Annotated in this window: 28 protein-coding genes; 5 read left to right on the top strand and 23 right to left on the bottom strand. The window is 32.1% G+C overall.

The features are described from left to right. Positions 1-24: 24 nt before the first annotated feature. From atpH to Q5N74_RS08230, 13 genes are all read right to left on the bottom strand, one after another. Positions 25-561, bottom strand: coding sequence for an ATP synthase F1 subunit delta (gene atpH, locus Q5N74_RS08290; protein ID WP_304388302.1), 537 nt, complete (start codon positions 559-561; stop codon positions 25-27). A 5-nt stretch (positions 562-566) separates the two neighbouring features. Beyond that, entirely contained in the window at positions 567-1,067 is a 501-nt protein-coding gene (locus tag Q5N74_RS08285) for a F0F1 ATP synthase subunit B (protein WP_304388301.1), read from the bottom strand. Between the two features lie 98 nt (positions 1,068-1,165). Further along, positions 1,166-1,354 carry an ATP synthase F0 subunit C gene (atpE, locus tag Q5N74_RS08280; protein ID WP_004569351.1) on the bottom strand — a complete coding sequence of 63 codons (189 nt, stop codon included), beginning with the start codon at positions 1,352-1,354 and terminating at the stop codon, positions 1,166-1,168. Between the two features lie 40 nt (positions 1,355-1,394). After that, complete coding sequence (gene atpB / locus Q5N74_RS08275; protein ID WP_304388299.1) at positions 1,395-2,519, bottom strand: F0F1 ATP synthase subunit A; 1,125 nt, start codon at positions 2,517-2,519, stop codon at positions 1,395-1,397. Between the two features lie 135 nt (positions 2,520-2,654). Further along, positions 2,655-3,026, bottom strand: a complete 372-nt coding sequence (locus Q5N74_RS08270; protein WP_304388298.1) for a DUF6168 family protein — start codon at positions 3,024-3,026, stop codon at positions 2,655-2,657. Position 3,027: 1 nt separating this feature from the next. Beyond that, positions 3,028-3,264 carry an AtpZ/AtpI family protein gene (locus Q5N74_RS08265; protein WP_304388297.1) on the bottom strand — a complete coding sequence of 79 codons (237 nt, stop codon included), beginning with the start codon at positions 3,262-3,264 and terminating at the stop codon, positions 3,028-3,030. Further along, positions 3,227-3,643, bottom strand: a complete 417-nt coding sequence (locus Q5N74_RS08260; protein WP_304388296.1) for a polymer-forming cytoskeletal protein — start codon at positions 3,641-3,643, stop codon at positions 3,227-3,229. The genes Q5N74_RS08265 and Q5N74_RS08260 overlap by 38 nt, the downstream gene beginning before the upstream one ends. 9 nt (positions 3,644-3,652) lie before the next feature. Then, entirely contained in the window at positions 3,653-6,217 is a 2,565-nt protein-coding gene (locus tag Q5N74_RS08255) for a tetratricopeptide repeat protein (RefSeq protein ID WP_304388295.1), read from the bottom strand. A 181-nt stretch (positions 6,218-6,398) separates the two neighbouring features. Beyond that, entirely contained in the window at positions 6,399-7,106 is a 708-nt protein-coding gene (locus Q5N74_RS08250) for an ABC transporter ATP-binding protein (RefSeq protein WP_304388294.1), read from the bottom strand. 10 nt (positions 7,107-7,116) lie between these two features. Next, complete coding sequence (locus Q5N74_RS08245) at positions 7,117-8,595, bottom strand: DUF5687 family protein (RefSeq protein WP_304388293.1); 1,479 nt, start codon at positions 8,593-8,595, stop codon at positions 7,117-7,119. Between the two features lie 3 nt (positions 8,596-8,598). After that, positions 8,599-9,003, bottom strand: a complete 405-nt coding sequence (locus tag Q5N74_RS08240; RefSeq protein ID WP_304388292.1) for a DUF2059 domain-containing protein — start codon at positions 9,001-9,003, stop codon at positions 8,599-8,601. Between the two features lie 72 nt (positions 9,004-9,075). Further along, positions 9,076-9,768, bottom strand: coding sequence for a hypothetical protein (locus Q5N74_RS08235; protein WP_304388291.1), 693 nt, complete (start codon positions 9,766-9,768; stop codon positions 9,076-9,078). Next, complete coding sequence (locus Q5N74_RS08230; RefSeq protein ID WP_304388290.1) at positions 9,768-10,106, bottom strand: PadR family transcriptional regulator; 339 nt, start codon at positions 10,104-10,106, stop codon at positions 9,768-9,770. The genes Q5N74_RS08235 and Q5N74_RS08230 overlap by 1 nt, the downstream gene beginning before the upstream one ends. Positions 10,107-10,218: 112 nt before the next feature. Here Q5N74_RS08230 and Q5N74_RS08225 point away from each other — a divergent pair, with 112 nt between their 5' ends. Further along, the gene (locus tag Q5N74_RS08225) at positions 10,219-11,274 is read left to right on the top strand and encodes a ferredoxin--NADP reductase (RefSeq protein WP_304388289.1); all 1,056 of its coding nucleotides are present in this window, start codon (positions 10,219-10,221) and stop codon (positions 11,272-11,274) included. Between the two features lie 24 nt (positions 11,275-11,298). On the opposite strand, the gene Q5N74_RS08220 is transcribed toward Q5N74_RS08225, so the two are convergent. Then, positions 11,299-12,318 (bottom strand): glycosyltransferase family 9 protein, encoded by a 1,020-nt coding sequence (locus Q5N74_RS08220; protein WP_304388288.1) that lies wholly within the window; start codon positions 12,316-12,318, stop codon positions 11,299-11,301. A 19-nt stretch (positions 12,319-12,337) separates the two neighbouring features. Then, positions 12,338-12,943 (bottom strand): DUF4254 domain-containing protein, encoded by a 606-nt coding sequence (locus Q5N74_RS08215; protein ID WP_304388287.1) that lies wholly within the window; start codon positions 12,941-12,943, stop codon positions 12,338-12,340. Positions 12,944-13,105: 162 nt separating this feature from the next. On the opposite strand from Q5N74_RS08215, the gene upp reads away from it, so the two are divergent. Next, entirely contained in the window at positions 13,106-13,765 is a 660-nt protein-coding gene (upp, locus tag Q5N74_RS08210) for a uracil phosphoribosyltransferase (RefSeq protein WP_304388286.1), read from the top strand. On the opposite strand, the gene Q5N74_RS08205 is transcribed toward upp, so the two are convergent. Beyond that, a complete protein-coding gene (locus tag Q5N74_RS08205; RefSeq protein WP_304388285.1) occupies positions 13,754-14,677 on the bottom strand; it encodes a DUF6427 family protein in 924 nt (307 codons plus the stop codon). The genes upp and Q5N74_RS08205 overlap by 12 nt on opposite strands. Positions 14,678-14,748: 71 nt before the next feature. Here Q5N74_RS08205 and Q5N74_RS08200 point away from each other — a divergent pair, with 71 nt between their 5' ends. After that, on the top strand, positions 14,749-14,976 hold the full coding sequence (locus Q5N74_RS08200) for a uracil phosphoribosyltransferase (RefSeq protein WP_304388284.1): 228 nt from the start codon (positions 14,749-14,751) through the stop codon (positions 14,974-14,976). On the opposite strand, the gene purD is transcribed toward Q5N74_RS08200, so the two are convergent. After that, on the bottom strand, positions 14,971-16,242 hold the full coding sequence (gene purD / locus Q5N74_RS08195) for a phosphoribosylamine--glycine ligase (protein ID WP_304388283.1): 1,272 nt from the start codon (positions 16,240-16,242) through the stop codon (positions 14,971-14,973). The two genes, Q5N74_RS08200 and purD, sit on opposite strands and share 6 nt — an antisense overlap. Positions 16,243-16,278: 36 nt before the next feature. On the opposite strand from purD, the gene Q5N74_RS08190 reads away from it, so the two are divergent. Continuing rightward, on the top strand, positions 16,279-17,640 hold the full coding sequence (locus tag Q5N74_RS08190; protein ID WP_304388282.1) for a phenylacetate--CoA ligase family protein: 1,362 nt from the start codon (positions 16,279-16,281) through the stop codon (positions 17,638-17,640). On the opposite strand, the gene Q5N74_RS08185 is transcribed toward Q5N74_RS08190, so the two are convergent. From Q5N74_RS08185 to Q5N74_RS08170, 4 genes are read right to left on the bottom strand one after another with little or no spacing between them, the layout of a single operon-like run. Beyond that, positions 17,624-18,403: a glycosyltransferase family 2 protein gene (locus tag Q5N74_RS08185; RefSeq protein ID WP_304388281.1), complete on the bottom strand. Its 780-nt coding sequence runs from the start codon at positions 18,401-18,403 to the stop codon at positions 17,624-17,626. The genes Q5N74_RS08190 and Q5N74_RS08185 overlap by 17 nt on opposite strands. A gap of 9 nt (positions 18,404-18,412) precedes the next feature. After that, a complete protein-coding gene (locus Q5N74_RS08180; RefSeq protein WP_304388280.1) occupies positions 18,413-19,765 on the bottom strand; it encodes an undecaprenyl-phosphate glucose phosphotransferase in 1,353 nt (450 codons plus the stop codon). Position 19,766: 1 nt separating this feature from the next. Beyond that, a complete protein-coding gene (locus tag Q5N74_RS08175; RefSeq protein WP_304388279.1) occupies positions 19,767-20,753 on the bottom strand; it encodes a UDP-glucuronic acid decarboxylase family protein in 987 nt (328 codons plus the stop codon). A 26-nt stretch (positions 20,754-20,779) separates the two neighbouring features. Beyond that, positions 20,780-22,183: a UDP-glucose 6-dehydrogenase gene (locus Q5N74_RS08170; protein WP_304388278.1), complete on the bottom strand. Its 1,404-nt coding sequence runs from the start codon at positions 22,181-22,183 to the stop codon at positions 20,780-20,782. Positions 22,184-22,723: 540 nt separating this feature from the next. Here Q5N74_RS08170 and Q5N74_RS08165 point away from each other — a divergent pair. Next, on the top strand, positions 22,724-23,824 hold the full coding sequence (locus Q5N74_RS08165; RefSeq protein ID WP_304388277.1) for a glycosyltransferase: 1,101 nt from the start codon (positions 22,724-22,726) through the stop codon (positions 23,822-23,824). Here the strand turns inward: Q5N74_RS08165 and Q5N74_RS08160 are convergent. Beyond that, positions 23,794-25,077 carry an O-antigen ligase gene (locus tag Q5N74_RS08160; RefSeq protein ID WP_304388276.1) on the bottom strand — a complete coding sequence of 428 codons (1,284 nt, stop codon included), beginning with the start codon at positions 25,075-25,077 and terminating at the stop codon, positions 23,794-23,796. The two genes, Q5N74_RS08165 and Q5N74_RS08160, sit on opposite strands and share 31 nt — an antisense overlap. Then, entirely contained in the window at positions 25,052-26,116 is a 1,065-nt protein-coding gene (locus Q5N74_RS08155; protein ID WP_304388275.1) for a hypothetical protein, read from the bottom strand. The genes Q5N74_RS08160 and Q5N74_RS08155 overlap by 26 nt, the downstream gene beginning before the upstream one ends. Positions 26,117-26,207 lie beyond the last annotated feature (91 nt).

The following is a 26,207-nucleotide window of genomic DNA, read 5'->3' as shown; positions in this document are numbered from 1 at the left end:
ATTATTTATTTAGATATAAATATCTTAGTTTAATGTGAATTCTTTTTTTAATTTACTTAATTGATTTGCGATACTAGCATTATATTGTAAATCGCCAATTCGTAAAATGAAGCCTCCTAAAATGCTTTCATCTACAATGCTTTGTACTTCAATATCTTTACCTGTAAGCTCTTTTGCTTTTGCTAATACTTTTTGTTTTAAAGCATCGGTTAAAGCAATCGCTGTTGTTACCGTAGCAACCTCGATACCTCTAGATGTATCAAATAATTGGTTATACTTAACAGCAACATCTGCTATCATCGTAATTCTATTATTTACCACTAAAGTATCAATTAAGCCTAAAGTTGTTTTATCTGCGTTTTTAAAAACCTCTAATAATACAGATTTTTTCAATGAAGCGCTTAATACAGGACTTTGAAGCGCATCGCTTAAGTCTTTATTTTCTGCAATGGTACTAGCAATTAGCTTCATTTCTTCATTAACAGCCTCGGCTGTATTTCTATCTGATGCTAAACTTAATACTGCTTTTGCGTAACGTATTGCTGCTCTTGCTCCCGCCATCTTTTTTAGTTTAATTTAGCTTCACTTAACATAGACTCAACCAATTTAACTTGTTTGTCTTTGTTAGATAATTCTTCGCGTATTACTTTCTCTGCAATATCAATAGATAAATTTGCTACTTGTAATTTTAATTCTGCTATAGCTGCATTCTTTTCAGATTCGATAGATGCTTGTGCTTGAGCTACTATTTTACTAGCTTCTTCTTTAGCCTCTGTTTTAGCATCCTCAACCATTTTATTTTTCATATCGCGTGCCTCTTTTAACATGGCTTCGCGTTCTGCTCTAGCTTCTTTTAACAACTTTTCGTTTTCAGAATTCAGATTTTGCATTTCTAATCGTGCCTTTTCTGCTGAAACTAAAGCGTTCTTAATTCCTTCTTCGCGATTTTGTAAAGAATCTAAAATAGGTTTCCATGCAAACTTGCGCATTAATAGGATTAAGATCACAAGAATAATGGCTTGCATGATGAATAAGCCTACCGAAAAATCATTTAATAACGTTTCCATTTAATATAGATTACTTGATAACTAGTGTTTAATTTTTTTAAAACAGTTTCTGCAACCAACCGTTGCAGAAACTTGTTTCTTTGTTTTTTAGGAAATTCTTATTTCCCTAAGATTAATGCACCGAATGCTAAACCTTCTAATAAGGCACCGATGATGATCATCGCAGTTTGGATTTTACCAGCTGCTTCAGGTTGACGAGCAATACCTTCCATTGCTTTTCCTCCAATTTGACCTAAACCGATTCCTCCACCGATTACGATTAATCCTGCTCCAATTAAATTGTACATACTAATTTGGTTTTATAAATATTAATTAAACAAATTCTTATTAATGATGGTCATGCTCTTCAACAGCCATACCTATAAATAACGATGATAACATCGTGAAAATAAATGCTTGTAAAAAGGCTACTAAAATTTCAATAACCGATATAAATAATGCTAATACTAGCGACATTCCTGTTGATGCTACTGGACCAAAGGCTTGTTTCATAGTAATCATTAAAGCAATTAAGCTCATTACCACAAAGTGACCTGCCGTCATGTTTGCAAATAAACGAACTAATAATGAGAAAGGCTTAATAAGCACAAACCCAACTAATTCAATAACTGCTAATATTGGGCGTAATATTACAGGTACTCCTGGCATCCATAAAGTGTGTTTCCAGAAATCTTTACTCGCACTAACCATATATATAACCATGGTAAATACCGCTAAACATGCTGTTACTGCAATTTGTCCTGTTACATTAAAACCTATTGGTGTTAAACCTAATAAATTTAAAATCCAGATAAAGAAAAATACAGTTAATAGGAAACCCATAAACTTTCTATATTTCTTCTCCCCAATATTTGGACGTGCAATTTCGTCACGCACATAAATAACTAAAGGCTCTAAAACACGACCAAATCCTGTTGGAATAGCGCCTTTCTTATAACCTCTTGCTAATGCCGTGAAACCTAATAACATTAAAAAACCAGCTAACAACATACCAAATACACTTTTAGTAATAGAAAAATCTAATACTTTATGTGCGTTTGTTGGGTGATGTGCTTCATCAAAATCAATCGATGATGCGCCAGCTTCTAATTCGTATATTTTACTGTGAAGTTTCACTAAACTAACTTCATCCTTCTCAACAATAACTTGAGCGTTATCATCATGATGAAATTCTGAAGACATAAATGCTTTTAAACCATTACTTGTCCAAACAATAACAGGCAAAGGAAAACTAAAGTGGGTTCCTGATGCGTTATCTGTAAAAAAGTGAAAATCGTGAGAATCTTTTAAGTGATGAGCAATGTATTCTCTAATTTCTTCTGGTGAATCAACTAACTCCCCTTTTCCATGGGTTTCTTGTTTATGATCCCCTTCATTAGCTAAGCTAGAAAAAGAAGTCACCATTAAAACTAAAACTGCAATTAACTTGATAGATTTTTTTGCTACCATCATATCTTTATTAACTAATGAAATTATGCTCTTAAAAATTTTGTGCAAATGTACACAATAATTTAAAAACCCAAACCCTTTTTTTAGTTAGTTTTTTCGACGGTTTTAATTGCGCCTTTTTTAATGAATAAAACTTAACTATTTACTGTTTAATAACTTTGCTACGGCCACAGCCTCAACTATTAAAAACAAAAACAAAGGAATAACCAAAGCGACCCGTTCTGCCATTAATAATTGTTCTTTAGCAAAAACTGCTTGTTGAAAAACGATTACGAAAGCGCCAATTTTAAAAAACATGGCCATTAAGTACGCGTAACCTGCTTGGTTAGGCAGTTTACTTGCTATAAGTTCTAAAATAAAATAGACCAAAATAGCCGATACAACATGAAACAAATACACGTAAAAAAGCGAAAAACTTAAATCGTGAGCATTAAAATAAGTGTGTAAATTAAATGAAATAGCAAATAGCGCCATTACAATTAAAACAAACCCAATAATTCTTTTATACATTCTAATTATCTTTATTGGTGATTTTTAAAACCTGAAAAATCACCGAAAACATGGCCAAAAAAACAGCTGCTAAAGTAACAATCTTATAGTACAACTGGTTTTGATTGTTAAATTTCACATCCAACCACTCCCCTAATTTACTACCTAAATAGATAGTTAAGCCCATTTGTATGGCTATAGAAGTAAACCTAATATATTTATTAAGCGGTTTTCTCTGTTCCTTTTCCTTGTTGTCCACCTTTATTCATTTCTTTTACAGATCCCTTCATAATACACGACACATTAAAATTAGCACCAGGTTCTACTGCTAATTTTCCGGCTACCACTTCCCCATCTATTTCTGCTGATGCTTTCAAGGTTAACGTTCCAGACAAAGTTAACTTTCCTGAAAATTTACCCTCAAAATAAGCGTCTGTTCCTTGTAAAGTTCCTTTTATTACTCCAGATTTTCCAACAACAACTTTACCCGATGTCACTATATTCCCTTCCAAAGTACCATCTATTCTAAAATCGCCTTCGCTGGTAAAATCGCCCACTATTTTAGTGCCTTGTGAAATGATATTCTGACTTGACAAGCCTTCGATATGCTGTTTATCTTTTTTATTATCTGAAAACATAATGCTATATTATTTAGAATTAGAGTCTGTATTTAAATATGCATCCAAATTTTTATGCATTTGAATGATTTGATAATTTGCAGATGTTATTGCAAAATAAGGTTCTTTAATTTTTTTCTTATCTTCTTTAGTAAGCAACTGGTTGAATGTTTTAGCCACCTGTGCATTTCTTAACCCATGAACAACTACTAATGTGGTGTTTGGATTATACGCATCAACCGATGATTTTAAGCTATAATACTTTATATTTTTCAATACCGTATCTAATATTTTTTGAAAATCGGTCACTTGTTTTGGCTTCGGGTTTTCAAATTTAAAAACCACTTTATGATTATTAGCTACACTATCATTTTCCTTTATAAAATCAGAACTTGCCAATTTAGGTAAAACATTCGTTTCTATATTTTGAGCTTGTTTTCCTTCTGGCGTGTTGGCAAAAGTAATAGCAACATAGTTAATCGCTTCTTTATAAGCTTCTAAACCATACAATCGGCCAGTTGCAGTTGCTTTTAGTAATTCTAACTTCGATACAATAGGTTCACCGTCAAAAGTGGTGATGTATTCTTCACTTTTAGAAATAACCTCAGCATAGGCCTGGCTCTCATACTGTTCATACAGCACTTCATACAAGCTTTCAGGACTGTTTTCGTCCTTTTCTGAAGCTGAATCTGGATTGTTTAGAATAGTAGCATAGCGAGACTCTGGGTAGTTTGCAATAATGTCTGCTTTTGCAATAGATGCTTCTGAATTTTCACCCAAAAGCTCATAAATTTTGTACAAATTATATTTTGAAGGCAAGATTAAACGCGCTTCAGGGTTGCTACTTAGTAAGTTATTAAATTTACTTTTTGCTAAAGCGTATTCCTTAAATTTCTCTTTATAAATCAATCCTAACTGATAGTAAGCATAATTTCTATCTTTAGAAAGACTGTCTATTTCTTTAACTTCGGAAGGGATTTTAGAAATATAAAATTGCGGATCGAATAATTCATCTTCAGAAGCTGTAACAACACTATTATTGGTAGATGCGCTACCCGTTACCCCTGAATTTAATTTACTAGACCATCGCCAATTATCTTCCATTGGGCGATCGCCCCAAATTTTTACAAACTCATTTTTACCATAAGCCACTGTGGTAGGGTTATAAAAATAAAACATAGCTGCTTGGGTTGGCGCACCCATACGAGGACCTGGGCTACCAATAGGATTATTAACAGTCGCTAAACCCGTATTACGTTCAGCAGCTTCGGCTTTTTCCTTTTCTTCTTCTGCTCTAATTTTTAGTTTCTCAATAAAAACTTCAAAATAAGCAATACGTTCCGCTTCAAGTAAACGCACTAAATTTAAAATGCTATCGTTTACTTGAGCGATAGTTTCATAATAAATAACATCTTCTAAATTATCGCGTTTACGCTTAATGATGCGATACGGTTTTGAATTTAAAACCAAATTAGTCATGGTGCTATCGTAATAATTTCCTGCTTTCTCGTAAACAGAAGCATCAAAATTCATATCACCTAGAATTTCGTAATTCTTAGCTTTTAAAATGCGGTCTTGAGAATTGGTTCGTAAGGATTTATTGAAGTATGCAATGGCTAATGAATCGGAAGCATTATGTAAAAAATACGTGGCTTTTTGATGGTAAATTTTATCTAAAAACGGACGGTTTTCTCTGTTTTCTTCCAATTCGGTGATTAATTCTAATAACTCAAATTTGTTGCCCTTACCGTAATCGAAATTTTTAATTTTTTCGATATGTGCACCAATCATATAAATTCGAGGCGTTCTACGGTTTAGTTCAATAACCTGATCGAAAGCTAAATTCGCGCTGTCTTTTTTGCCTAATTCATTATATAATTGTCCTTGAATGAATTTGTAACGGCCGCGTTCGTCACCCTTTTTCGTTGCTTTTGAAGCAATTTCAAGTTGAGTAATCGCACTATCAACAGATTTTGTGTTTAAATACGCTTGTGCCAACATGGAAGTAGCATCGGCTAAATCTTGATCCTTTAATTCCTCTTGTTTTAATAAACGTTTTAAATTTTGGATAGCAAGCTCATCATTATCCAAACGAATGTTTGTTTTTTCACGCCAAATTTTAGCTTGGTTTATTTTATCGCTGGCTGGATATTTGTAAAGAATGTAATTAAACGCCTCTAAAGCAGGCACAAAACGTTGATCGAAATATCTAGATTTCCCTAAAAGCAAATACGCTTCATCTATTTGTGGGTTCTTCTCTTTCCCGTTAATAGTAATGCTATGCTTTTGAATGGCTTTTACCGCTTTCTCTTCAGCTGTATTGAAGTTTTCGTTTTTAGATTGACCAGGAAGCACCACCTCTTCCGAGATTTGCATACGTTCTATGGGTAAAACATCCCAATAATTATCAGAATATCCATCGTTTAAACTGGTTCTTCCCGCTTCCAAGGCATTGTAACCATTATAAAGCGCATTAAATTCTGCTGTAACAGCATGGAAATTTCGGCTAATGAATTTGTCCTTTTTTCGGGAACAACTTACTAACAACAAAACAGAACAGGCAATAACGAAGGTTGCTTTAAAAGATATTTTCAATGCTGGCATTTTTAGTCTAAATAATAACTATAAACTCGTGCTTATATTATGTATAAGCAGGTAAAAATAAGCATCTTTTTCGATTAACCCATAAAATGACAGAACTTTTGGACGAAGTGTGATTCTTAGGTACGGCTTAAACTAAAACATTTTGACCCTTCCATGTGCAACTAATAAAAAACTAAACTATTTCTACACCTGAAAAATGAGCCTCTAATTCTTTTAAAGTGGCAGCATTAGTAGCTAAATCTTTCACAATTTCACCTTTTTCTAGTACTACAATACGCTCGCAAACATCGGTTACGTGCATTAAATCATGACTAGAAACCAATACGGTTACGCCTTGTTTTTCAGCTAAATCTTTAATGATGCCTTTAAGGCGAATTTGGGTTGTTGGATCTAAATTAGCAAAAGGTTCATCCAGAATAATAACTTCCGGATTGCCTATTAAGGCAGCAACAATACCAACTTTCTTTTGGTTCCCTTTACTTAAATCGCGTAAATATTTTTTCTGGTTTAGAATTTCGCCATGGAAAAAATCTTCAAATTGAGCCACTAATTTATCAACGTCTGCTCTATTTTGGTTGCGTAATTCACCAATAAAATAAAAATATTCTTCCGGTGTTAAATACCCAATTAAAAAACTTTCATCAATAAAAGAAGATGTAAAAGGTTTCCAATCTTCACTTTCATTCACTTGTATACCGTTGTTTACAATACAACCTGTTGTGGGTAAAATTAAATCGAGAAGCAAACTAAAATAGGTTGTTTTACCGGCACCATTGTTACCTACTAAACCAAAGCTTTGCCCTTTTGGAATTTCTAAAGATGCAATGTTTAAAACTAAATTACTACTATATTTTTTTGATAAGTTTGAAGTTACTATCATGATGTTTTTTTTAGTTGTTTTGATTGAAAGCATCAATCATTTTATATTTTGATTGTAGATACTTGGCTGTAATACCTTTCATTAGTTTTTGATGTAATACTATACCTAAAACACCCAGTATTCCTAAAACCAAACAAGCTATTTCAAAACCAATTAAAAAATAAAATAAGGCAAATATTCCCATCGGGATAATTAATAAGGGGATACCAATAAGCCATTGCACCGCTCCGGTACCTTGATAATTAAAGGCTGCTTTTTGGCTTAAATCTATCTTTTTTCTATTAAACGAGCCGCCGTATAAAATAACATGGGTATTAACACCCACATTATATATGGCTGCGACAAAATGTGCCAATAAAATTTCCCAACCAAAAAAGACATAAGGAATACCTAAAACAAATAATATAACAACACTAAGCGCCATTAAGGTGAATTTAGACTGTAAGTATTGCTCGTATTTAATATTCTGGCTCATGAGTAGTTTATAGTAACCACTATCCCAAGCAGGAATAAATTGTCCGAAATTGATTAAAAAAATACCTGTTGAGAATATACCAATGAATGCAAAAAACCAGGGCATGCCTTGATACGTTGGCTGTGGGTAAAAAAACAAACCATAGAGCAAGCCAATTAACACCATCCAAACCGATGATTTGGTTCGTTTGTTACGCCAAATTAGTTTTAAATCTAGCTGCATAAACGGGGCAATGTCTCCAAAATTCTTTGTCCAATCTAAATTTGAAGCTTGAATTTCCTTTACCTTTTCTTTTAAACCACTGTCTAAAAACAGTTTTTTTCTTAATAATTTAAAGTTTATAATATAAAGTCCTATTAAAATTAAAACGGGAATTACGATTAAAACAGGCGTATTATAAATAGCATTAAAGCCATTTGCGAAAATTTGAGTAAATGAAATAACATCAAAATAATTAAGCACAAATAAACCTCCAGCAATGCTTATAATGGGCAAAAAGGACAATTCTATTTCGGTTGAAAAACTTTCAATAATAAAATTTAGAAAATTAATGATAAGGGTTGCTAGCATTAAAGTAAGCATCCAACTTATAACCGAAAGTATAGGATAGCCCTCCACCATTAACGTAATACCAAATGGAATAACTGCAAAAAGTGGTAGAAAGTTGAAAAACGACGTTACCGATTTTCCTAAAACATAATTTACAATTTTGCTCCTTTTCACTGGCACAACCAACAAAGGTTTCACCACCATCATAGGTAGCTTCTGAAAGAAAAACCTAAAGACTAAATCGCCAATAACCCAGTAAAATAAAACACTATTTACAATTGTTAAAGGATCTTTATCTGGAAATGTTTTTTTAAGCCCAGGATATAAAACAACACCCATGCCTAAAAATATAGCAATAAAATAAAGTGATAAAAACCCCATAAGTATTTTTATTGCCAGACCCTTGCCAAAGCTTGCCGACCTAAAAAAAGATTTCCACTCTAAACTTAAAAAGTTTTTAATCATATTCTATTCGTTATATTTTTGAGCTATTTGACTCACTTCCATACCCCAAGACTGCCCGAAGGTCATCGCTTTTTGGGTTAATCCTAATTGTTTTTTGGCTAATTTTTTTCCCAAATCAGTATGATAAAAATCCACTAGTTCCTTAATTTCATTTTGAGTAAACTCTTCCATGTATAAATCGGCAATTTTACCATACAAACCATCTAATGTGGCCATGGCTTCTTTAGTATAGGCTTCTTTATTGGCTTCTGTAACCTGAAACCCTATTTGAGCAATAGCGCCATCAAACGCAGCACCTGCACCCGTTAATTTAATAAACTCGATGGTTTCTGTTTTAAATTGAGACGTTTCTTGAGCTTGAGTTGCAACCGCTACTAAAAACATACATGCTAATACTAATTTTTTCATTTGATGGATTTTTATAGTTAATTATTAGATTATAATTGGTTAGTAATACTTTTCGCGAATTTGTTACAAAATTTACAAAAACTTGTACTCTGGATGCTCTTTAGAAAACTTCGCTTTCAGTTTCGGTGAAACTACTTTAATAGATACGTAAAGCAATAAACTGTAAATTACTAAACATCCTGAAAAAGACAAAATAGCTAAAGCATCCCATTGTTTATCAAAATTAATAATAGGCATATAAATACCTATATTTAACAAGTGAACAAAGCCTCCTAATTGTGTAATAACGTTCTCAAACAACCATTTTTTACCGGTTTTTTTCTGAATCTTTTTTAATTTGACTCCTTCTTTACCTAAAAAAATGGAATAATAAAACAAAACACCAACCATAAGACCTACCGCAACATAGCTCGTATTTTCGATTAATTGAAGTATTTTAAAAAGTGCCCAAACACTAAAAAAGGTTAAAATTATTTTAGGGAATTTAAAATATTCTTTTAAACAATTCCAGACTTCTTTTCTATAATATTTCTCTAAAGCACTTGTTTTTTCCTCTACTATTTCAGAAAAACCAAAAACACCAAATTTTTTAAATTCGATTTTTAAAGCATCATCAAAGGTAAGGTTTGGTTTTTCTTCCCACTGTTCTTCTATTCCATTTGCAAGATGGTCTACCAATTCGGTTTGTACGTCATACCATTCTACGAAATGTTTCTTCGTAAAATTGTAAAGTGCTTCTATTTCTAGTTCTGTTAATCGTTGCATTAATCGAATCTTAATTTCGGCGTTACCAATGCTTGCATTGTTTTAATATAAGTCTCTAAATCTGCGAGTTTAACTGCTGTTTCCTTGGTACCATCTGGTGTTAGTTTATAATATTTTCTTAATCTATTATCAACTTTCATAACTTCAACGTCCAATAACCCGTCAGCTTCTAATTTGTGTAAGGATGGATACAAAGCGCCCTCAGTAATTTTAAGTTCTCCTTTCGTGAGTTCCTTTACTTTCTGTGTAATCTCATACCCATACATTTTATCATTTTCATTTAATAGTTTCAAAATGATGGTTGTTAAACTCCCTTTATATAAATTTGAATTTCCCATAACAATCAAATATATACATAATTTTCTTATGCATATAAAGCTTATGTAATTATTTTTAAGTAATTATGTCATAAAATCTAAAGGCTTCATTATTTTTGTAAAAAATTTATACATGTCATCATTCCACAAACTTTCGATTAAAAATATAAAAAAAGAGGCCAATAAAGCGATAAGCATTGCTTTTAATGTGCCGGAAAATCTTAAATCTGTTTTTTCTTTTAAAGCAGGACAATACATTACTTTAAAAGCAACCCTTAACAATAATGAGGTGCGACGCGATTATTCTATTTGTGCATCTCCAAAAAGCGGCGAACTTCAAATTGCCGTCAAAGAGGTTAAAGATGGTACTTTTTCAGCCTATGCAAATAATGATTTAAAGGTTGGAGACACCATGGAAGTAGGACCTCCAAAAGGGCGTTTTGTTTTCCAACCTAACGATTCTAAAACCAAAAATATAGCCGCATTTGCTGCAGGAAGTGGTATTACACCTATTTTAAGTATTATAAAATGTGCTTTAGAAGAAGAAGTTCACAGCAAAGTTATTCTGGTTTACGGAAACAAGTCTGCTGAAGATACTATGTTTTCAAATGAACTTTTAGAACTTCAACATGCCTATAAAGACCGTTTTTCGATTCAATTTGTATTCAGTCAACAAGATAAAGACGATTCTATTTTTGGCCGTATTGAAAAAAGCACCGTTAATTATGTGATGCTAAACAAGCATAAACATGTAGAAGTTGATGCTTTTTATCTATGCGGACCTGAAGCCATGATTCACACCGTAAAAGATGTGTTAACAGGTAATGGCATTGAAACAGACCGCATTCACTTTGAGCTTTTTAAAGCAGCAAAACCTGTTGAAATAGAAGAACAAGCAACGCCATCTGGAAAAACAACCATTACTGTTACCGTAGACGATGAAACGACTACTTTTGAAATGTCTCAAAAACAAACGGTTCTTGAAGCTGCTTTGGATGAAGATATTGATGCGCCATACTCATGTCAAGGTGGTATTTGCAGTAGCTGTTTAGCACGTTTAAAAGAAGGCGAAGTAAGCATGCGCCAAAACAATATTTTAACCGAAAGCGAAGTAGCAGAAGGCTTAATACTTACCTGCCAAGCACACCCTACAACTCCAAACGTTGTTGTAGATTATGATGATGTTTAATCCCCTCTACCCAATAGAAAGAAACTAAACAATAGACTTAATTTTTTCAATAATAGCTTCCGGAGGTATACTTCTGGAAGCTTCTTTATAATTTTCTGGATATTTATTTCCGTAAACGGAAGTTGGAATTTGTGGAAACTGGTTTCTATCTGCCAAAAGTGCATAATCTGTTGGTTGGTTAAATGGCGCAAAACCAGCAAACGGATGCGTTACACCCCAAACAGTCACAACCTTTATCCCTAACATAGCTGCTATATGCGCATTACCAGAATCCATAGAGAGCATCACTTCTAAGTTTGAAATAAGATCTAACTCTTCATCAAGCGATAACTTTCCTGCGACACTTACAACATTTCCAAAGGAAGTTTCAAGTTCATTTAAAATGGCTATTTCTTTTTGTCCGCCGCCAAATAACACCACTTTATAATCTTTGGAAAGCGCTTCAATAACCCCTTCCATACCATCTAACGGATACATCTTACCTTCATGGGCCGCAAAGGGCGCTATACCTATTTGTTTTATTGAATCAGAACCTAATAGAGCCTGAGTCTTCTTATTTAAACTTGATTTTTTAGGAAAGTATGGGTTTGACACATCAATTTTAAACCCAAAGGTTTCAAAAACATCAATATAACGTTGATGTGTTGTTTTAAGTTGTTGAAAATTTTCACCAGAAACTAAAGCCTTTTTTTCGGTTCTGCCTTTATCAATTTGAACTGTTTTAATTCCGAAGAAAAACACTTTTAAAATAGAGCTTCGTAGCACATTATGCAAATCGGCAACAGCGTCAATTCCCAAACGCCTTAATTCTTTTGAAAGTTTATAAAGTCCTAAAACACCCTTATGCTCCGCTTTAAGATTCGCAGCATACACAGAAACATTATCTAAATCTCTAAAAAAAGGCGCAAAAAAACCTCTAGTTAAAACAGTTACTTTTACTGAAGGATGTTGTTCTGTAAACGCCCTTAATACAGGCACCGACATCGCGACATCGCCCATAGCAGACAACCGAATAACAAGTATGTGTTTGGGTAAATTTGCCATGTAAACTTAAAAATACTGATTACTTTTGCCCTCTTAAAACAGGGTTAAGTTCATCATCATTATACATTTTCATTTGCTTGTAAACTTTCATGTATTTATCACCTTTTTCAATATCACTAAGTAGTGTATCAATAGCTGTACTTAAATCTACACGTTGCTCTAATAAAATATCTAGCTTTGTTTGGCAAGCAGTACGGTGTGCATCAGAAGCATCTACACGCGTTGCCTCTTCATTCATATGGTACACTTTCAAAGCTAAAATTGACAATCTATCAACACCCCAAGCAGGACTTTCTGTGTTTATGGTTGCATTTTCTTTAGCTGTTACATGCTTGTATTCCCCTAAAAAATAGCTGTCAATATATTCGACCATATCGGTTCTGTCTTGGTTTGAAGCATCAATTTTACGCTTTAAGGTTAAAGCTGCAACAGGGTCTATTTGTGGATCGCGAATAATATCTTCATAATGCCATTGTACGGTATCAATCCAACATTTTCTATACAGTAAATGTTCCAACAAACTACTTTCTGGATAAGGGTTTTCAAACGGCTGATCGACCGTATTAATTACGTGATATTTTCCAATAACGTCTTGAAATATTTTGTTGGCTTTACTTGTGAACATAATAAGATAGTTTTATGATTACAAACCTACAAAATTAAAACATAAATAATAGCCTTTCTACGATTGTTGGTTTACAAGTTTCATATATTAAATTGGATTAGATACCCGAAAATATAAGCCGAATTAACTAACTTTATCCTTCATATAGAATTATTGAACACTATGCATATTCATCATATTTCCGAACAAAACTCAGTTCTAAACACTTTCATTTCTGAAATTAGAGATGTTTCTAAACAAAAAGACCGCATGCGTTTTCGACGAAACATTGAACGTATTGGTGAAATTTTGGGTTATGAAATGAGTAAAACTTTAACTTACAAACCCATTTCTGTAGAAACACCTTTAGGAAATTCTTCCATAAACTCTTTAGAAAATGATATTGTTTTATGTTCCATTTTAAGAGCTGGAGTACCACTACACAACGGCTTATTAAATTATTTTGATACCGCTGAAAACGCCTTTATTTCAGCATACAGACATCATAAAAATAACCCTGAAGACTTTGAAATTATTGTGGAATATTTAGCGTGTCCCGACTTAGAAGGTAAAACGCTTGTTTTGGCCGACCCGATGCTAGCTACCGGACAATCGATGGTTGCTACCTTTGAGGCTTTAAAACCTTTCGGAACACCTAAAGCCATCCATTTAGTGAGTGTTATTGGTGCACAACAAGGTGTGAATTTTGTTGGGACCCACTTTGACGCTTCTACACATTTATGGATCGCGACCATAGATGAGAATTTAAACGAGAAAGGCTATATTGTTCCTGGTTTAGGCGACGCAGGTGATTTATCTTTTGGTGAAAAGTTACAGAGATAATAGTACAAAAGGTATAATTATTAAAACGGCCAAAAAGACTTCTTTAAACCACTTATCTTCTACAATCTCTATATAATTAGTGATAATAATAGCTAGTGGCGCAAATAAAAACAAAAACTCACTTCCGTTTTTTTGAGGTGCCAGCAATATGATTACAAATGAAAGGATAGCAGCAATAACTACGATTTTGAATGATGCTCGCAGTCCTTTTTTCTTCTTTTTTATACTCTGTAAGTAAAAAAATGAAGACCAAATACCGAAGGAAAACAACATGGTAATACCTACTAAATACCGTGTTGAATTGTAAGAGCTAAAATCGTAACTAACATCGCGTGATGATTTAAATATTTCAAAAAAATCGTCATAAACAACAACCGATACGCCTACTGCAATGCTAAAAATAGTTGCTGCTCCCATAAATGGAATTAGCCAATGTCTAATATTATTATCTGAATAAAAAATCAAACTAAAAAGGAAGGCTATAAAGAAAAGTACCGACCAAAAATAAAATAATGAAGCAATTGCAATACATAAAGCGGCATCAAACAATTTGCTTTTTATATTTTTTTGAGAACGCAAACTCATGATTTTTCTAAGCCCCAATAGCACAAACAGATTAGAAACAAGAATATTTGTATTGCTCGTAGTTTGAACAATAGCCAACAAAAACAAGCTGAATAACAGTATTTCGTAGTTATTTTCTTGAGTTAAACTGTTCTTAGTAATAATAAAATTAAATACTAAAATAGTAACAATACAAATACTAAATACCGCCAATTGTTTCGCAACAAACGTGGTAGTTAAGGGTTCTATCATTAAATGAGTTCTAGCCGTTAAAAAAGCTAAAACCGTAATAAAAAGAACAATGATAAAATTTATTGGCTTAGATTTATTAAAAATGCTTGTTATCATTAACTGTTTTTGTATTTTTGCTTGGTAAATATACTAACTAAAGCTGGTTAGAAAACAATAAATAGTACGACATGAAAGATTTATTTTACGCTATACAGGATTTATTTGTAAACGTCCTTTTCAAACCTATGGATGCTTTAAGAGCTCTAGAACTTGAAAACTGGTTTGCTGCAAGCACCATTTCTTGGATTTTTGTTATCATCGGGTTTGCCGCTATGGTTTACTGGATGAAACAACTTAAATCATTTAATGATAATAACGAAGAAGATAAAAGTATTTCTTCGCATTCATTTCTATAAATCGAATCCAATATCTTTACGATAATTCATCTTATCAAAATGTAGTTTTTCTATACTTTGATAAGATTTTTTTATGGCCTCTTGGTACGTATTTCCATAAGATGTTATTGCCATAACACGACCTCCTGTTGTTAGCACTTTACCATCTTGTAACTGTGCACCTGCATGAAAAGGGATAGAATCTGTAATAGCATTAATACCTGTTATTTCTTTACCTTTTTCATAAGCTTCTGGGTAACCTCCAGACACCAACATAATAGTTGTTGCTGCACGTTCGTCAATTTCTATATTAATTTTGTCTAAAGTCCCGTTTGCCATCGCTTGAAGAATTTCAACAAAATCGTTTTTAAGTCTTGGTAATACTACTTCAGTTTCTGGATCTCCCATACGCACATTATACTCAATAACTTTCGGGTCGTTTCCAACTTTAATAAGGCCAATAAATACAAAACCTACATATGGTAAGTTGTCTTTTTTAAATCCACTAATGGTTGGTTTTACAATGCGTTCTTCAATTTTACTAAGAAACTCATCGGTAGCAAATGGCACTGGAGACACGGCGCCCATACCTCCTGTATTTAAACCTGTATCACCTTCGCCAATACGTTTATAATCTTTAGCTGTTGGTAATATTTTATAATTTTCACCATCGGTAAGCACAAAACAACTTAACTCGATACCGTCTAAAAATTCTTCAATAACAACTTTGTTACTTGCTTCTCCAAATTTAGCATCTACTAACATGCTTTTTAATTCAGCTTTAGCTTCATCTAAATCATTTAAAATAACCACTCCTTTACCTGCTGCCAACCCATCTGCTTTTAAAACGTATGGTGCATTTAAGGTTTCTAAAAAGGTGTAACCTTTTTCAACGGTTTCTTTAGTGAAACTTTCATAAGCAGCCGTTGGAATGTTGTGTCTGTATAAAAACTCTTTAGCAAATTCTTTACTTCCTTCTAATTCGGCAGCTACTTTTTGTGGTCCAATAACAGACACATGCTTTATGGCATCATCATTTAGAAAAAAGTCATGTACCCCTTGTACCAACGGGTCTTCTGGCCCTACCACAACCATATCAATACTTTCATTTAAAACTAATTCTTTTATAGCCTCAAAATCGGTTACTCCAATATTTACATTAGTCGCTATATTTGCTGTTCCTGAGTTTCCAGGAGCTACAAATATGTTTTTACATAATGGGCTTTGTGCTATTTTCCAAGCAAAAGTATGTTCTCTTCCGCCAGAACCAAGAATTAGAATGTTCATTGTATTGTTTTAAATTGAAATGCAAAAATAAAATTAATGACACGAATTCACGAATATTTTTTATTTACTTTACAAAAATTATGTTTTAGTTTGAATTTGTTCCATATTTCGTTAAAAATTAATGGTTTTCCTATTAAAAAGGCACAGGCCGTTTTGAAAACTATTCAGAAGCAAACCCCTAGCGAGTTTGAAACTTCTATTGAAACTAAAAAACAGGACATCGTTGCTTTTCACTTAAAACATAACTCGTTTTACAAAAGCTTCGCAAAAGGTGCTAACCCAGAAGATTGGACTAGCATTCCGGTAATGAGCAAACGGCACTTGCAACAACCTTTAAAGGAGCGACTTTCCGACGGATTCCATCTAAAAAACATCTATATAAATAAAACCTCTGGATCTTCTGGCAACCCGTTTATTTTTGCAAAAGACAAATTTTGTCATGCACTTACTTGGGCTGGTTTTATTGACAGGTATAGTTGGTTTCATTTAGATTTTAACACGTCGAAACAAGCACGGTTTTACGGCATTCCTTTAAACAAAACAGGATATTATAAAGAACGCCTGAAGGATTTTTTAAGCAAACGCTATCGGTTTTCGGTTTTCGATTTAAGCGATGCGCAATTTGAAAAGAACCTCATCAAATTCAAAACCACTAAGTTCGGTTATATTAATGGCTATACCAGTTCCATTGTTCAGTTTGCTAAATATCTGAATGATAAAAATTTGGTATTGGAAACCATTTGCCCAACATTAAAAGCATGTATTGTTACTTCCGAAATGCTTTTTGAAAATGATAAAACCCTATTAGAAACACACCTCGGAATCCCCATTATTAATGAATATGGTGCTGCCGAATTGGGTTTAATCGCTTTCCAAAACACCAAAAACGAATGGATTGTAAACAACGAAGATTTGTTTGTTGAAATTTTAGATGAACACAATCAGGTTTTACCTTTTGGTGAAGAAGGACGCGTGGTGATAACATCTCTTTACAATAAAGCGCATCCATTTATACGCTATGATTTAGGAGATATTGGAAAGCTATCAAAATCGAGCACATCCATTAAACCTGTTTTAGAAACTTTAATTGGTAGAACTAACGATATTGTAAAATTACCAAGCGGAAAAAAAGCTGCAGGTTTAACCTTTTACTACGTTACAAAAACCGTAATTGAAGATGATAATAACGTGAAAGAGTTTATTATTGAGCAACTGAAGCTCGATAGTTTTAAAATAAGTTATGTGAGTCGTGATGAACTATCAGAAGAAAAACTAGCTTCCATAAAAAATGCGATCACTACCTATTTAGAGCCCAATTTAAAAGTTTTGTTTGAAAGGAAAGGCGCTTTGAAACGCTCTAATAGAGGAAAACTAAAACAGTTTAAATCTTACTTATAGAAACTACTTGTTTCGATTTCACGAAGAAATGTTCGAATAGAAAAACAAGTATATAATACACCGATTTTAAAGTTGAAAACCCCAAGCCCTTTTTATACACCCAGTAATTATGTTTTAAAAGATTAATTTTGTTCGCAGACATGGAATCTTTTCTAACCCGATAGTAAGCTAGCGATTCCGCTATCCCTTTAGCTGGTTTCCCAGACTTTTTTACAGCCAACAACCACAACAACCAATCTTGACGCTTGCGCAGGTTAGGAGCTTTTATTTTACCTAACCCGTTAACATTATACATTCCCGTTAAGTTACCAATGTAATTACTCTTTAAAAAATTTTTATACGTAAGTTCGGGTAATGCTTTTATTAATTTGTTAAGCGGTTTTCCCAATTCATCTATTTGCTCGTAGCTACTAAAACAAACATCACTATTTTGAGCTTGCATAAACTCGATTTGAGTTTTGAGTTTATTGGGCTTCCATAAATCATCGGCATCTAGAAATGCAATATACTGTCCTTTTGCTGCTTCAATACCTATGTTTCTGGAAATAGCTGCTCCTAAATTCATATCATTTCTAAACAGTTTTATGTTTGGGTATCTAGAAATGAAATCATTAACTATATCAATCGTTTTATCGTTAGAACAATCGTCTATTAACAACAACTCCCAATTGGTATACGTTTGGTTGATAACACTGTTTATGGTTTCTGAAATATAAGCTTCAGAATTAAACATGGGCGTTATGATAGAAACTAGAGGCTTCAAAGTGAATAATTAATATGCTTTCTCCTCGCCCTTTATTGCATTTATAAAGGTTTGAACCATGATTTTTAAATCTAGCCAAAGCGACCAGTTTTCAATATAAAAGATATCGTACTTCACTCTACTTATAATGTCATTATCGGTTTCTACTTCGCCCCTAAAACCACTTACTTGTGCTAATCCTGTAATTCCTGGTTTAACAAAGTGACGCACCATAAATTTATCTATTCTTTGAGCATACATGTTTGTATGACTAACCATATGAGGGCGAGGTCCCACAACAGACATATCACCAAACAATACATTGTAAAACTGAGGCAACTCATCAATACTCGTTTTTCTAATAAAAGCACCAATTTTAGTAATTCTCAAATCCCCTTTTGTAGCTTGGTGTAAATGAGCATCCTTATTAGGAGTCATAGACCTAAATTTAAAACAATCAAATTCTTGATAATTAAATCCATTTCTAGACTGTTTGAAGAAAACTGGGCCTTTTGATTCTAGTTTTATTAAAATTGCTAGTATAGGAGTAAGCCACGACAAAACAAAAACAATTATAAATGAGGCAAACAACACATCAAAAATTCGTTTTAAAATTTGGTTAAAAGATTCTTGCAGAGGTATTGTTCTTAAAGATAAGATAGGAATGTAATCGTAATACTCATATTTTAATTTTTTAGAAAAAATATCTTTATTATCAGGAATAAACTTAAGTTCCCTTAAATTGTTATCGGCAAAATCAATTAACCTATTTATTTGTTTGTTTGACAACTCGGAAACAGAAAAATATATTTCATCTATATCATTATCAATTATGTAATCATAACATTTTTCAAGTGAAAAATTTTCTTGATTAATGCTAAATTGAGCCATAAATTTATATCCAAAATCTAATCTTGTATTGAAGGTTTTAATTAATTGTCTTGATTTTTCATTTCCACCAATTACAATAACCTTTCTTGTATTTCCTCTTAAAACTGTTCGGTATTTTTTTAACAAGAAGGTCGTTGTGAATTTAAAAACACAAATAATAAAAAAAGCAAATATTAAATAATTAACCAAAGCTAGTCTACTAATTATTGGCTGTTTAAAAAAGCCTATATATGCATATAAAATTATAGCAAAAAACATCATTTGTCTAAACAAAAGCGGAATAATATGGATGATTCTTGTATGCCTTTGCACTTCATAAAAGTGATTTTTAAAGGCGATAACTATCCATGCCAATGATATATATAGACAAAAGACATATATATTGTTTAAGTTTATTTCAAACAAAAAAACAACAACGTTAATGATGATTAAATCAATAAAGCCAAATAATGGTTTTATTAAGCCTGAGTATCTCCCTTGTTTATAATTCAATTTATTTTTTTATGTGTTGTTTAAAATCTTTATGTTCACTTTTATAAAGCTCTTCTGCTGTTAAATTTTTAAAGTAGTTGAAGGTAATTTTTAAACCTTCATTTCTATCTACTCTTGGCTCCCAATTTAATAGTTTTTTTGCTAAAGTTATGTCGGGTTGTCGTTGTAAAGGATCGTCTTGTGGCAATTCCTTAAAAACTATTTTTTGATTTGTTCCTGTTAATTTAATTATTTCTTCAGCAAAATCCTTAATAGATATTTCATGTGGATTTCCAATATTTACTGGTAATGCATAGTCACTTAAAAGTAGCCTGTAAATTCCTTCAACTTGGTCATCAATATAACAAAAAGAACGTGTTTGAGAACCATTTCCAAAGATAGTTAAATCTTCACCTCTTAACGCTTGCCCCATAAATGCGGGTATAACTCTTCCATCATTCAATCTCATTCTAGGGCCGTAAGTGTTAAATATCCGAACAATACGTGTTTCTATCCCATGAAACCTGTGGTATGCCATGGTTATTGATTCTTGAAAGCGTTTGGCCTCATCATAAACACCTCTTGGCCCAATAGTATTTACATTTCCATAATAATCTTCGGTTTGTGGATGTACTAATGGATCTCCATAAACTTCAGATGTTGAGGCTATAAGTATTCTTGCTTTTTTAGCCTTCGCTAACCCCAATAAATTGTGTGTTCCTAACGAACCAACTTTTAAGGTTTGAATAGGTATTTTTAAATAATCTATAGGGCTTGCTGGAGAGGCAAAATGTAGAACATAATCTAAATCACCATCAATTTTCACAAATTCGGTTACATCATGCTCTATAAACTCAAAACTTGAGTTGTTATCTAAATGAGATATATTTTTTTTATCGCCTGTAATGAAATTATCCATTCCAATTACATAAAACCCTTCTTTTATAAATCTATCACATAAATGAGATCCTAAAAAACCTGCTGCACCTGTTATTAATATTTTATTCACTTAATCCTTTTTTTTTAAAGCTTAAATTAAAGTTTAGTACCGCTTCCAATTCTATAACATATAAATCCGATTTTTTCTAAAGTTTTTATATCTAAAACTCCTCTTCCATCGAAAACAAATGCGGGCTTGTTCATTTGCTTATAAATTTTCTCCCAATCATAAGTTTGAAATTCATCCCATTCTGTCAAAACAGCAATAGCATGCGAATTATTACAAGCTTCATATGGTTCTTTATTAACTTTTAACAACTCCCTATTTTCTTTTGAACTACGCGAATTTAAATAATCTAAATCTGCATAAATTCTGTCTTCACTTACTTTAGGATCAAACACAGAAATATAAGCTTGCTCACTTAGTAAGTTATCGGCTATTTTAATCGCCGCCGATTCTCTAGTGTCATTAGTATCTTTTTTAAATGCCCAACCAAGAAAAGTAATTTTCTTTCCAGATACGGTATTATATAGTTTACTTACAATATAGTCGGAAAAACGTTGTTTTTGATGCTCATTAATCAAAACAACTTGTTCCCAGTAATCTGCCACTTCATTTAATCCATAACTTTTAGCTATATAAACTAAATTGAGTATATCTTTTTGAAAACAAGACCCTCCAAAACCTACTGATGCTTTAAGAAATTTAGGTCCAATTCTACTATCCATCCCTATGGCTCTTGCCACTTCATTTATGTCTGCCCCTGTTTTTTCACAAATTTCAGACATTGCATTAATAGAAGAAACACGCTGTGCTAAAAAGGCGTTTGCAGTAAGTTTAGATAGTTCAGAAGACCAAACGTTTGTTGTAAGTATTTTTTCTGAAGGCACCCAATTTTTATAGATATCTACTAATGCCTGAATTGCATTTTGTCCTTCTTGTGTGGTATCTCCACCAACAAGTATTCTGTCTGGGCTTAAAAGGTCATCTACAGCTGTTCCTTCAGCTAAAAACTCAGGATTAGATAAAATTTGAAACTGAACACCATTACCTGTATGGTCTAAAATATTTTTTATAGCTGATGCTGTCCTAACAGGTAAGGTTGACTTTTCAACCACAATTTTATCCTGCTTAGAGACTTTAGCTATTTGTCGAGCACATAATTCTATAAACTTTAAATCGGCAGCCATACCTTTTCCTTTGCCATAGGTTTTTGTAGGTGTGTTAACCGAAATAAAAATCATTTCAGCCTCATCAATTGCTTTTTCAATATCCGTTGAAAAAAAAAGATTTCGACCTCTGGCTTCTTTAACAATTTTATCCAATCCAGGTTCAAAAACTGGAAGTTTAGTTAAATCATTATCATTCCAAGCATTAATTCTAGCCTCATTAATATCAACTACAGTTACTTTTATATGAGGGCATTTTTGCGCTATAACAGCCATTGTTGGTCCGCCAACGTACCCAGCACCTATGCAACAGATGTTTTTTATTTTCATTTAAATCTAATTATATCTTCTTTTTGATTTTCTTTAGAAAAACCATCAATTACTTTAATTTATTTACAATTTGAGTTTCTTTTACAAACATAGTTATAATATTAACCTCCATTTTAAAAACCTCAAATTGAGCAATTGCATTCAATTTCAAACAATTATATACGCTTTAAATATTGAATTTCATCTTAGAAACTATTAATTTAAAACCATAAGGTTTTGCTTTATTGAACACGGCCTAAACACTTTTTTTTCCGAAATCCAACACCTATCATGCCAAGTTTATAATATGATACTCATTTAGGCATTTAAAATTGACGGAACTTTCTATTTAATCTGTTATATAAATATCTTCTCAACAAATATTTAGCTAAATATGTTGCATTTATTCCAGTAACACCTGTGATTATGGCCTTTTTTATTGATGTGTTTTTTTAAAACTTTAATTCTACCGGCAATCAAAGTCCAAAGTACGAGAAAATAATTGTGTTTTTCATATTAATTGATGAACTTCGCTTCAAAATTAGGACTAATTTTTTTATTATGGAAAAAATAAAAGTAGTACACGTTGTAGAAGCTTTGGGAGGTGGGGTCTATACCTACTTTAAAGCCTTATCTTTCTTTTTTGGCAACATCGACAAGGAAGTAGAAACATTCATAATTTACAGCGGCAATAGAGGCGAAATTAATCCTTCGAAAATCAAAGAAGAATTTTCTTCAAACATCAAGCTCATAGAAATACCTATGGTTAGAGATTTTTCTATCACAAAAGATATAAAAGCTACTATACAATTAACAAAAACCCTTAAATATATTAATGCAGACGTTGTGCATCTACACTCCTCCAAAGCTGGAGTTTTAGGTAGGATATCTTTGTCTTTTTTAAAGAATAAAAAAAACGTTTACTATACGCCACATGGATACTCCTTCATAAGAACAGATATTTCAACATTCAAAAAGAACATTTACAAATTTATTGAATCTAAAATGAATTATTTTTTCGGAGCAACAACTGTTGCTTGTGGAGATACTGAATTCGAAATTGCTAGTGAGATTGGGAAATCAAAATTAATAAGGAATGGGGTTAATATAAAAAACATTGCTAAACACTATAAACAACCCCAAAACGAAAAATTAACTATTGGTATCGTTGGAAGAATAACTGAGGCTAGAAACCCACAACTTTTTAACAATATAGCGTTAAAATACAAAGACTTCAATTTTATATGGATTGGCGATGGCAATCTGAGAAAAGAAATTACAGCTCCTAATATTAAAATTACTGGGTGGTTATTTAATGAAACAGAGGTTTTAAAACACCTAAGTTCTATAGACGTATATATGCAAACATCTTTATGGGAAGGCCTGCCTATAGCCATATTAGAGGCAATGGCTTTAAAAAAACCTATTATTGCTACAAACATTATAGGAAACAAAGACATCGTTCTTCATAATGAGACTGGTTTTCTTTTTGAAAAAATAGATGATAAACTTGACGAATACTTTAATGCTTTAGAAAATGAAAACACCCGTATAAGAATGGGCGAAAATGGCTTAAAACGTTGTAAAAGTGTATTTGATATTAACAAAAATTTCAATAATTTGTACTTACTCTATAAAGAAGATTTGTCGTTTTCTAAATAATAACAAGCAAAAATAGAGGCCCAAAACCCACTAAACACAATTCCGTGAAACAGAATCAAGAAATCATCTGTTAAATTAGATAAAGTAAAAATTAAGAATAGACCCAGAATAATTGAGTTTTTTTTCACAAAACCAATGTATCCTATCGTTAGTAAATACAGCAGAACCCCAAGAAAACCAAATATTCCAAACCTTAAAGTAGAATCTAAAAACTGATTATGTACAGGAAATTTATATTTGTACAGAAACATTTGATTTGTTTGTCTGTAATATTCAAATAATTCATTTTTACTATCAGCTGATCCAACTCCTAACAAAAGATTTTTTTTAGATAATTCCCATGAAGAATTCCAAATAGACAATCGTGTAACTAAGGAGTTAAACACTTCTACTTCAGGTTTTTCAATTAAATCCAATTTATTTATCTTATCCATATGTACAAGAGTAACATCAAAGTACTTAACCTTCATATATGGGTTTTTCTGAATATAAAGGTAAAACGTCCCTAAACCAATTGTAATACTTACTAGAAAAATTAGAATAGTTTTATATAAATTATACTTTATAATAACTTCATAAAAGAACACAATGGCAACACCAACAAGCGTGGTACCAAGTGCCATTCGTGTATTTACAAACAAAACAAAAAAGAAGCTTAATAGCCCCAACAACACGTTAAAGATAAGTTTTACATTATTTTTATTTTTTAACGAATTTAAAACAAACCAAAAACAACATACAGCTATAAATGCTAAATGCATATTTAAAACAGGTGCATGCATTCCAAAACTTTTGGCAAACTCATAACCTACTTCCCACAGCTCTTGACCTTTTAAATACACATCAAAAAACTTAGGAGAAATAATCATAAATCCAACAAACAAAATCAACATTAAAGTTAAAGTTGTAAATACGTAGGAATCTATTATTTTATAAAGATTAATTCTATTTCTATTCCCTATTATGCACAGAGGTAAGAGTAGTAAGGACACTGTTTTTTCAGCAGTTTTCAAACCTTCATATAAAGAACTATTATTCCAAAAGAATAATAGTTCCAATAAAAAAGGAGAAGAAATACACAGGATTAAAATAAATGCCTTTTTTGTAAAATGTAATCTTTTAAAAAAAAATAAATTAAAAACAACAAACAGGATCATAATCCAGGTGCATAATACCCTGAAAAATATAGTGGAAATTATTAAAACAATAAAAATATTAATTATTTCACTAAACCTTTTTTCTGAAAGAATCATAATACAATACAAAATATATTAATGGAAAAACCCCAATTTTATGACGAATGGCAGAACCTAGATCAGGCTCGAAAACCCCTTGCACAATAAAAAAGGAAAACAATACGTAAAAAGCCCATAATTCATAATTATCATTTACACCTTGTCTTAAACATTTACCATAACGCCAAAATAATATTACAAATAATAATAGTTGCCATATAACAAAAACTATTATCTGTGGAGACAATAAGTGCTTTAAGCCGTTTAGAGGGAAGTTTACTGAAAAAAAGCCGTAAACTATACCAAATGACTCTCCGTACCATGTATCGACAGATATTGGAGAAACAATGGCTGAATTCGTCGCTGTATCTCCTGAAATTCTTAGTTCATTAAGATCTTCTCTTGTTTTTTGAGAAATGAATTTTCCTTTTACGGCTCCATAGCTCAAGGACATTACTATTACCATGGCTAAACCATAAAAAATGGTAGCCACTTTTTTATTTTTGAAACTTATTTTACTGGTTATAAAAAAAACAATACCAACTATTGCAATTAGCAAGTAATATGGTCTAAAAAAATAACTAAATACTAATAATAAAATAAAAACAAAGAAAACCGTTGTTTTATATCCTCGCTTTTTTTGCTGAATCAACCTAACTATAATATATATATATATATAATTTAAAAACTCTTTACTAGGCATTGATAGAAAAATAGCTATCATAAAAACACCTAAATACACTAGAAAATTTTTCACGGTTAGTTTATCAAACCGTTCTGGAATTCCTAAATTGTATACCATAGCCATTGCAATAATATATTGAATTAGCCCTATAAGAATAAAATGAAAATGCCTGAGGCCAGTAACATTATAAAACCAAATGGTAAAAGGATAACTCCCCACCAAACCAATTTCATTGTATTTATCGTATATTATGGTTTTGGTATCGTTGTAAAAATGCCCTGGTAATACGTAATAGCTAAGTATAGAAACAAAAAAACCGGATAATGTTATTAGAAAAAAAACAAAGACAGAATTTTTAACTTTAAGAATCATTTTTTGATGTTTTCTTTATTTATAATTATAAAATCTTCATTGATTTTTTCGAAAATTCAAGGGTTTTAGTATTTTATATATAATCATTACT

This window comes from Mariniflexile sp. AS56 (assembly GCF_030552475.1).
GTDB lineage: Bacteria > Bacteroidota > Bacteroidia > Flavobacteriales > Flavobacteriaceae > Mariniflexile.
Note: the sequence above shows the minus strand (reverse complement) of the source record. Positions and strands in the feature narration are given on the sequence as shown.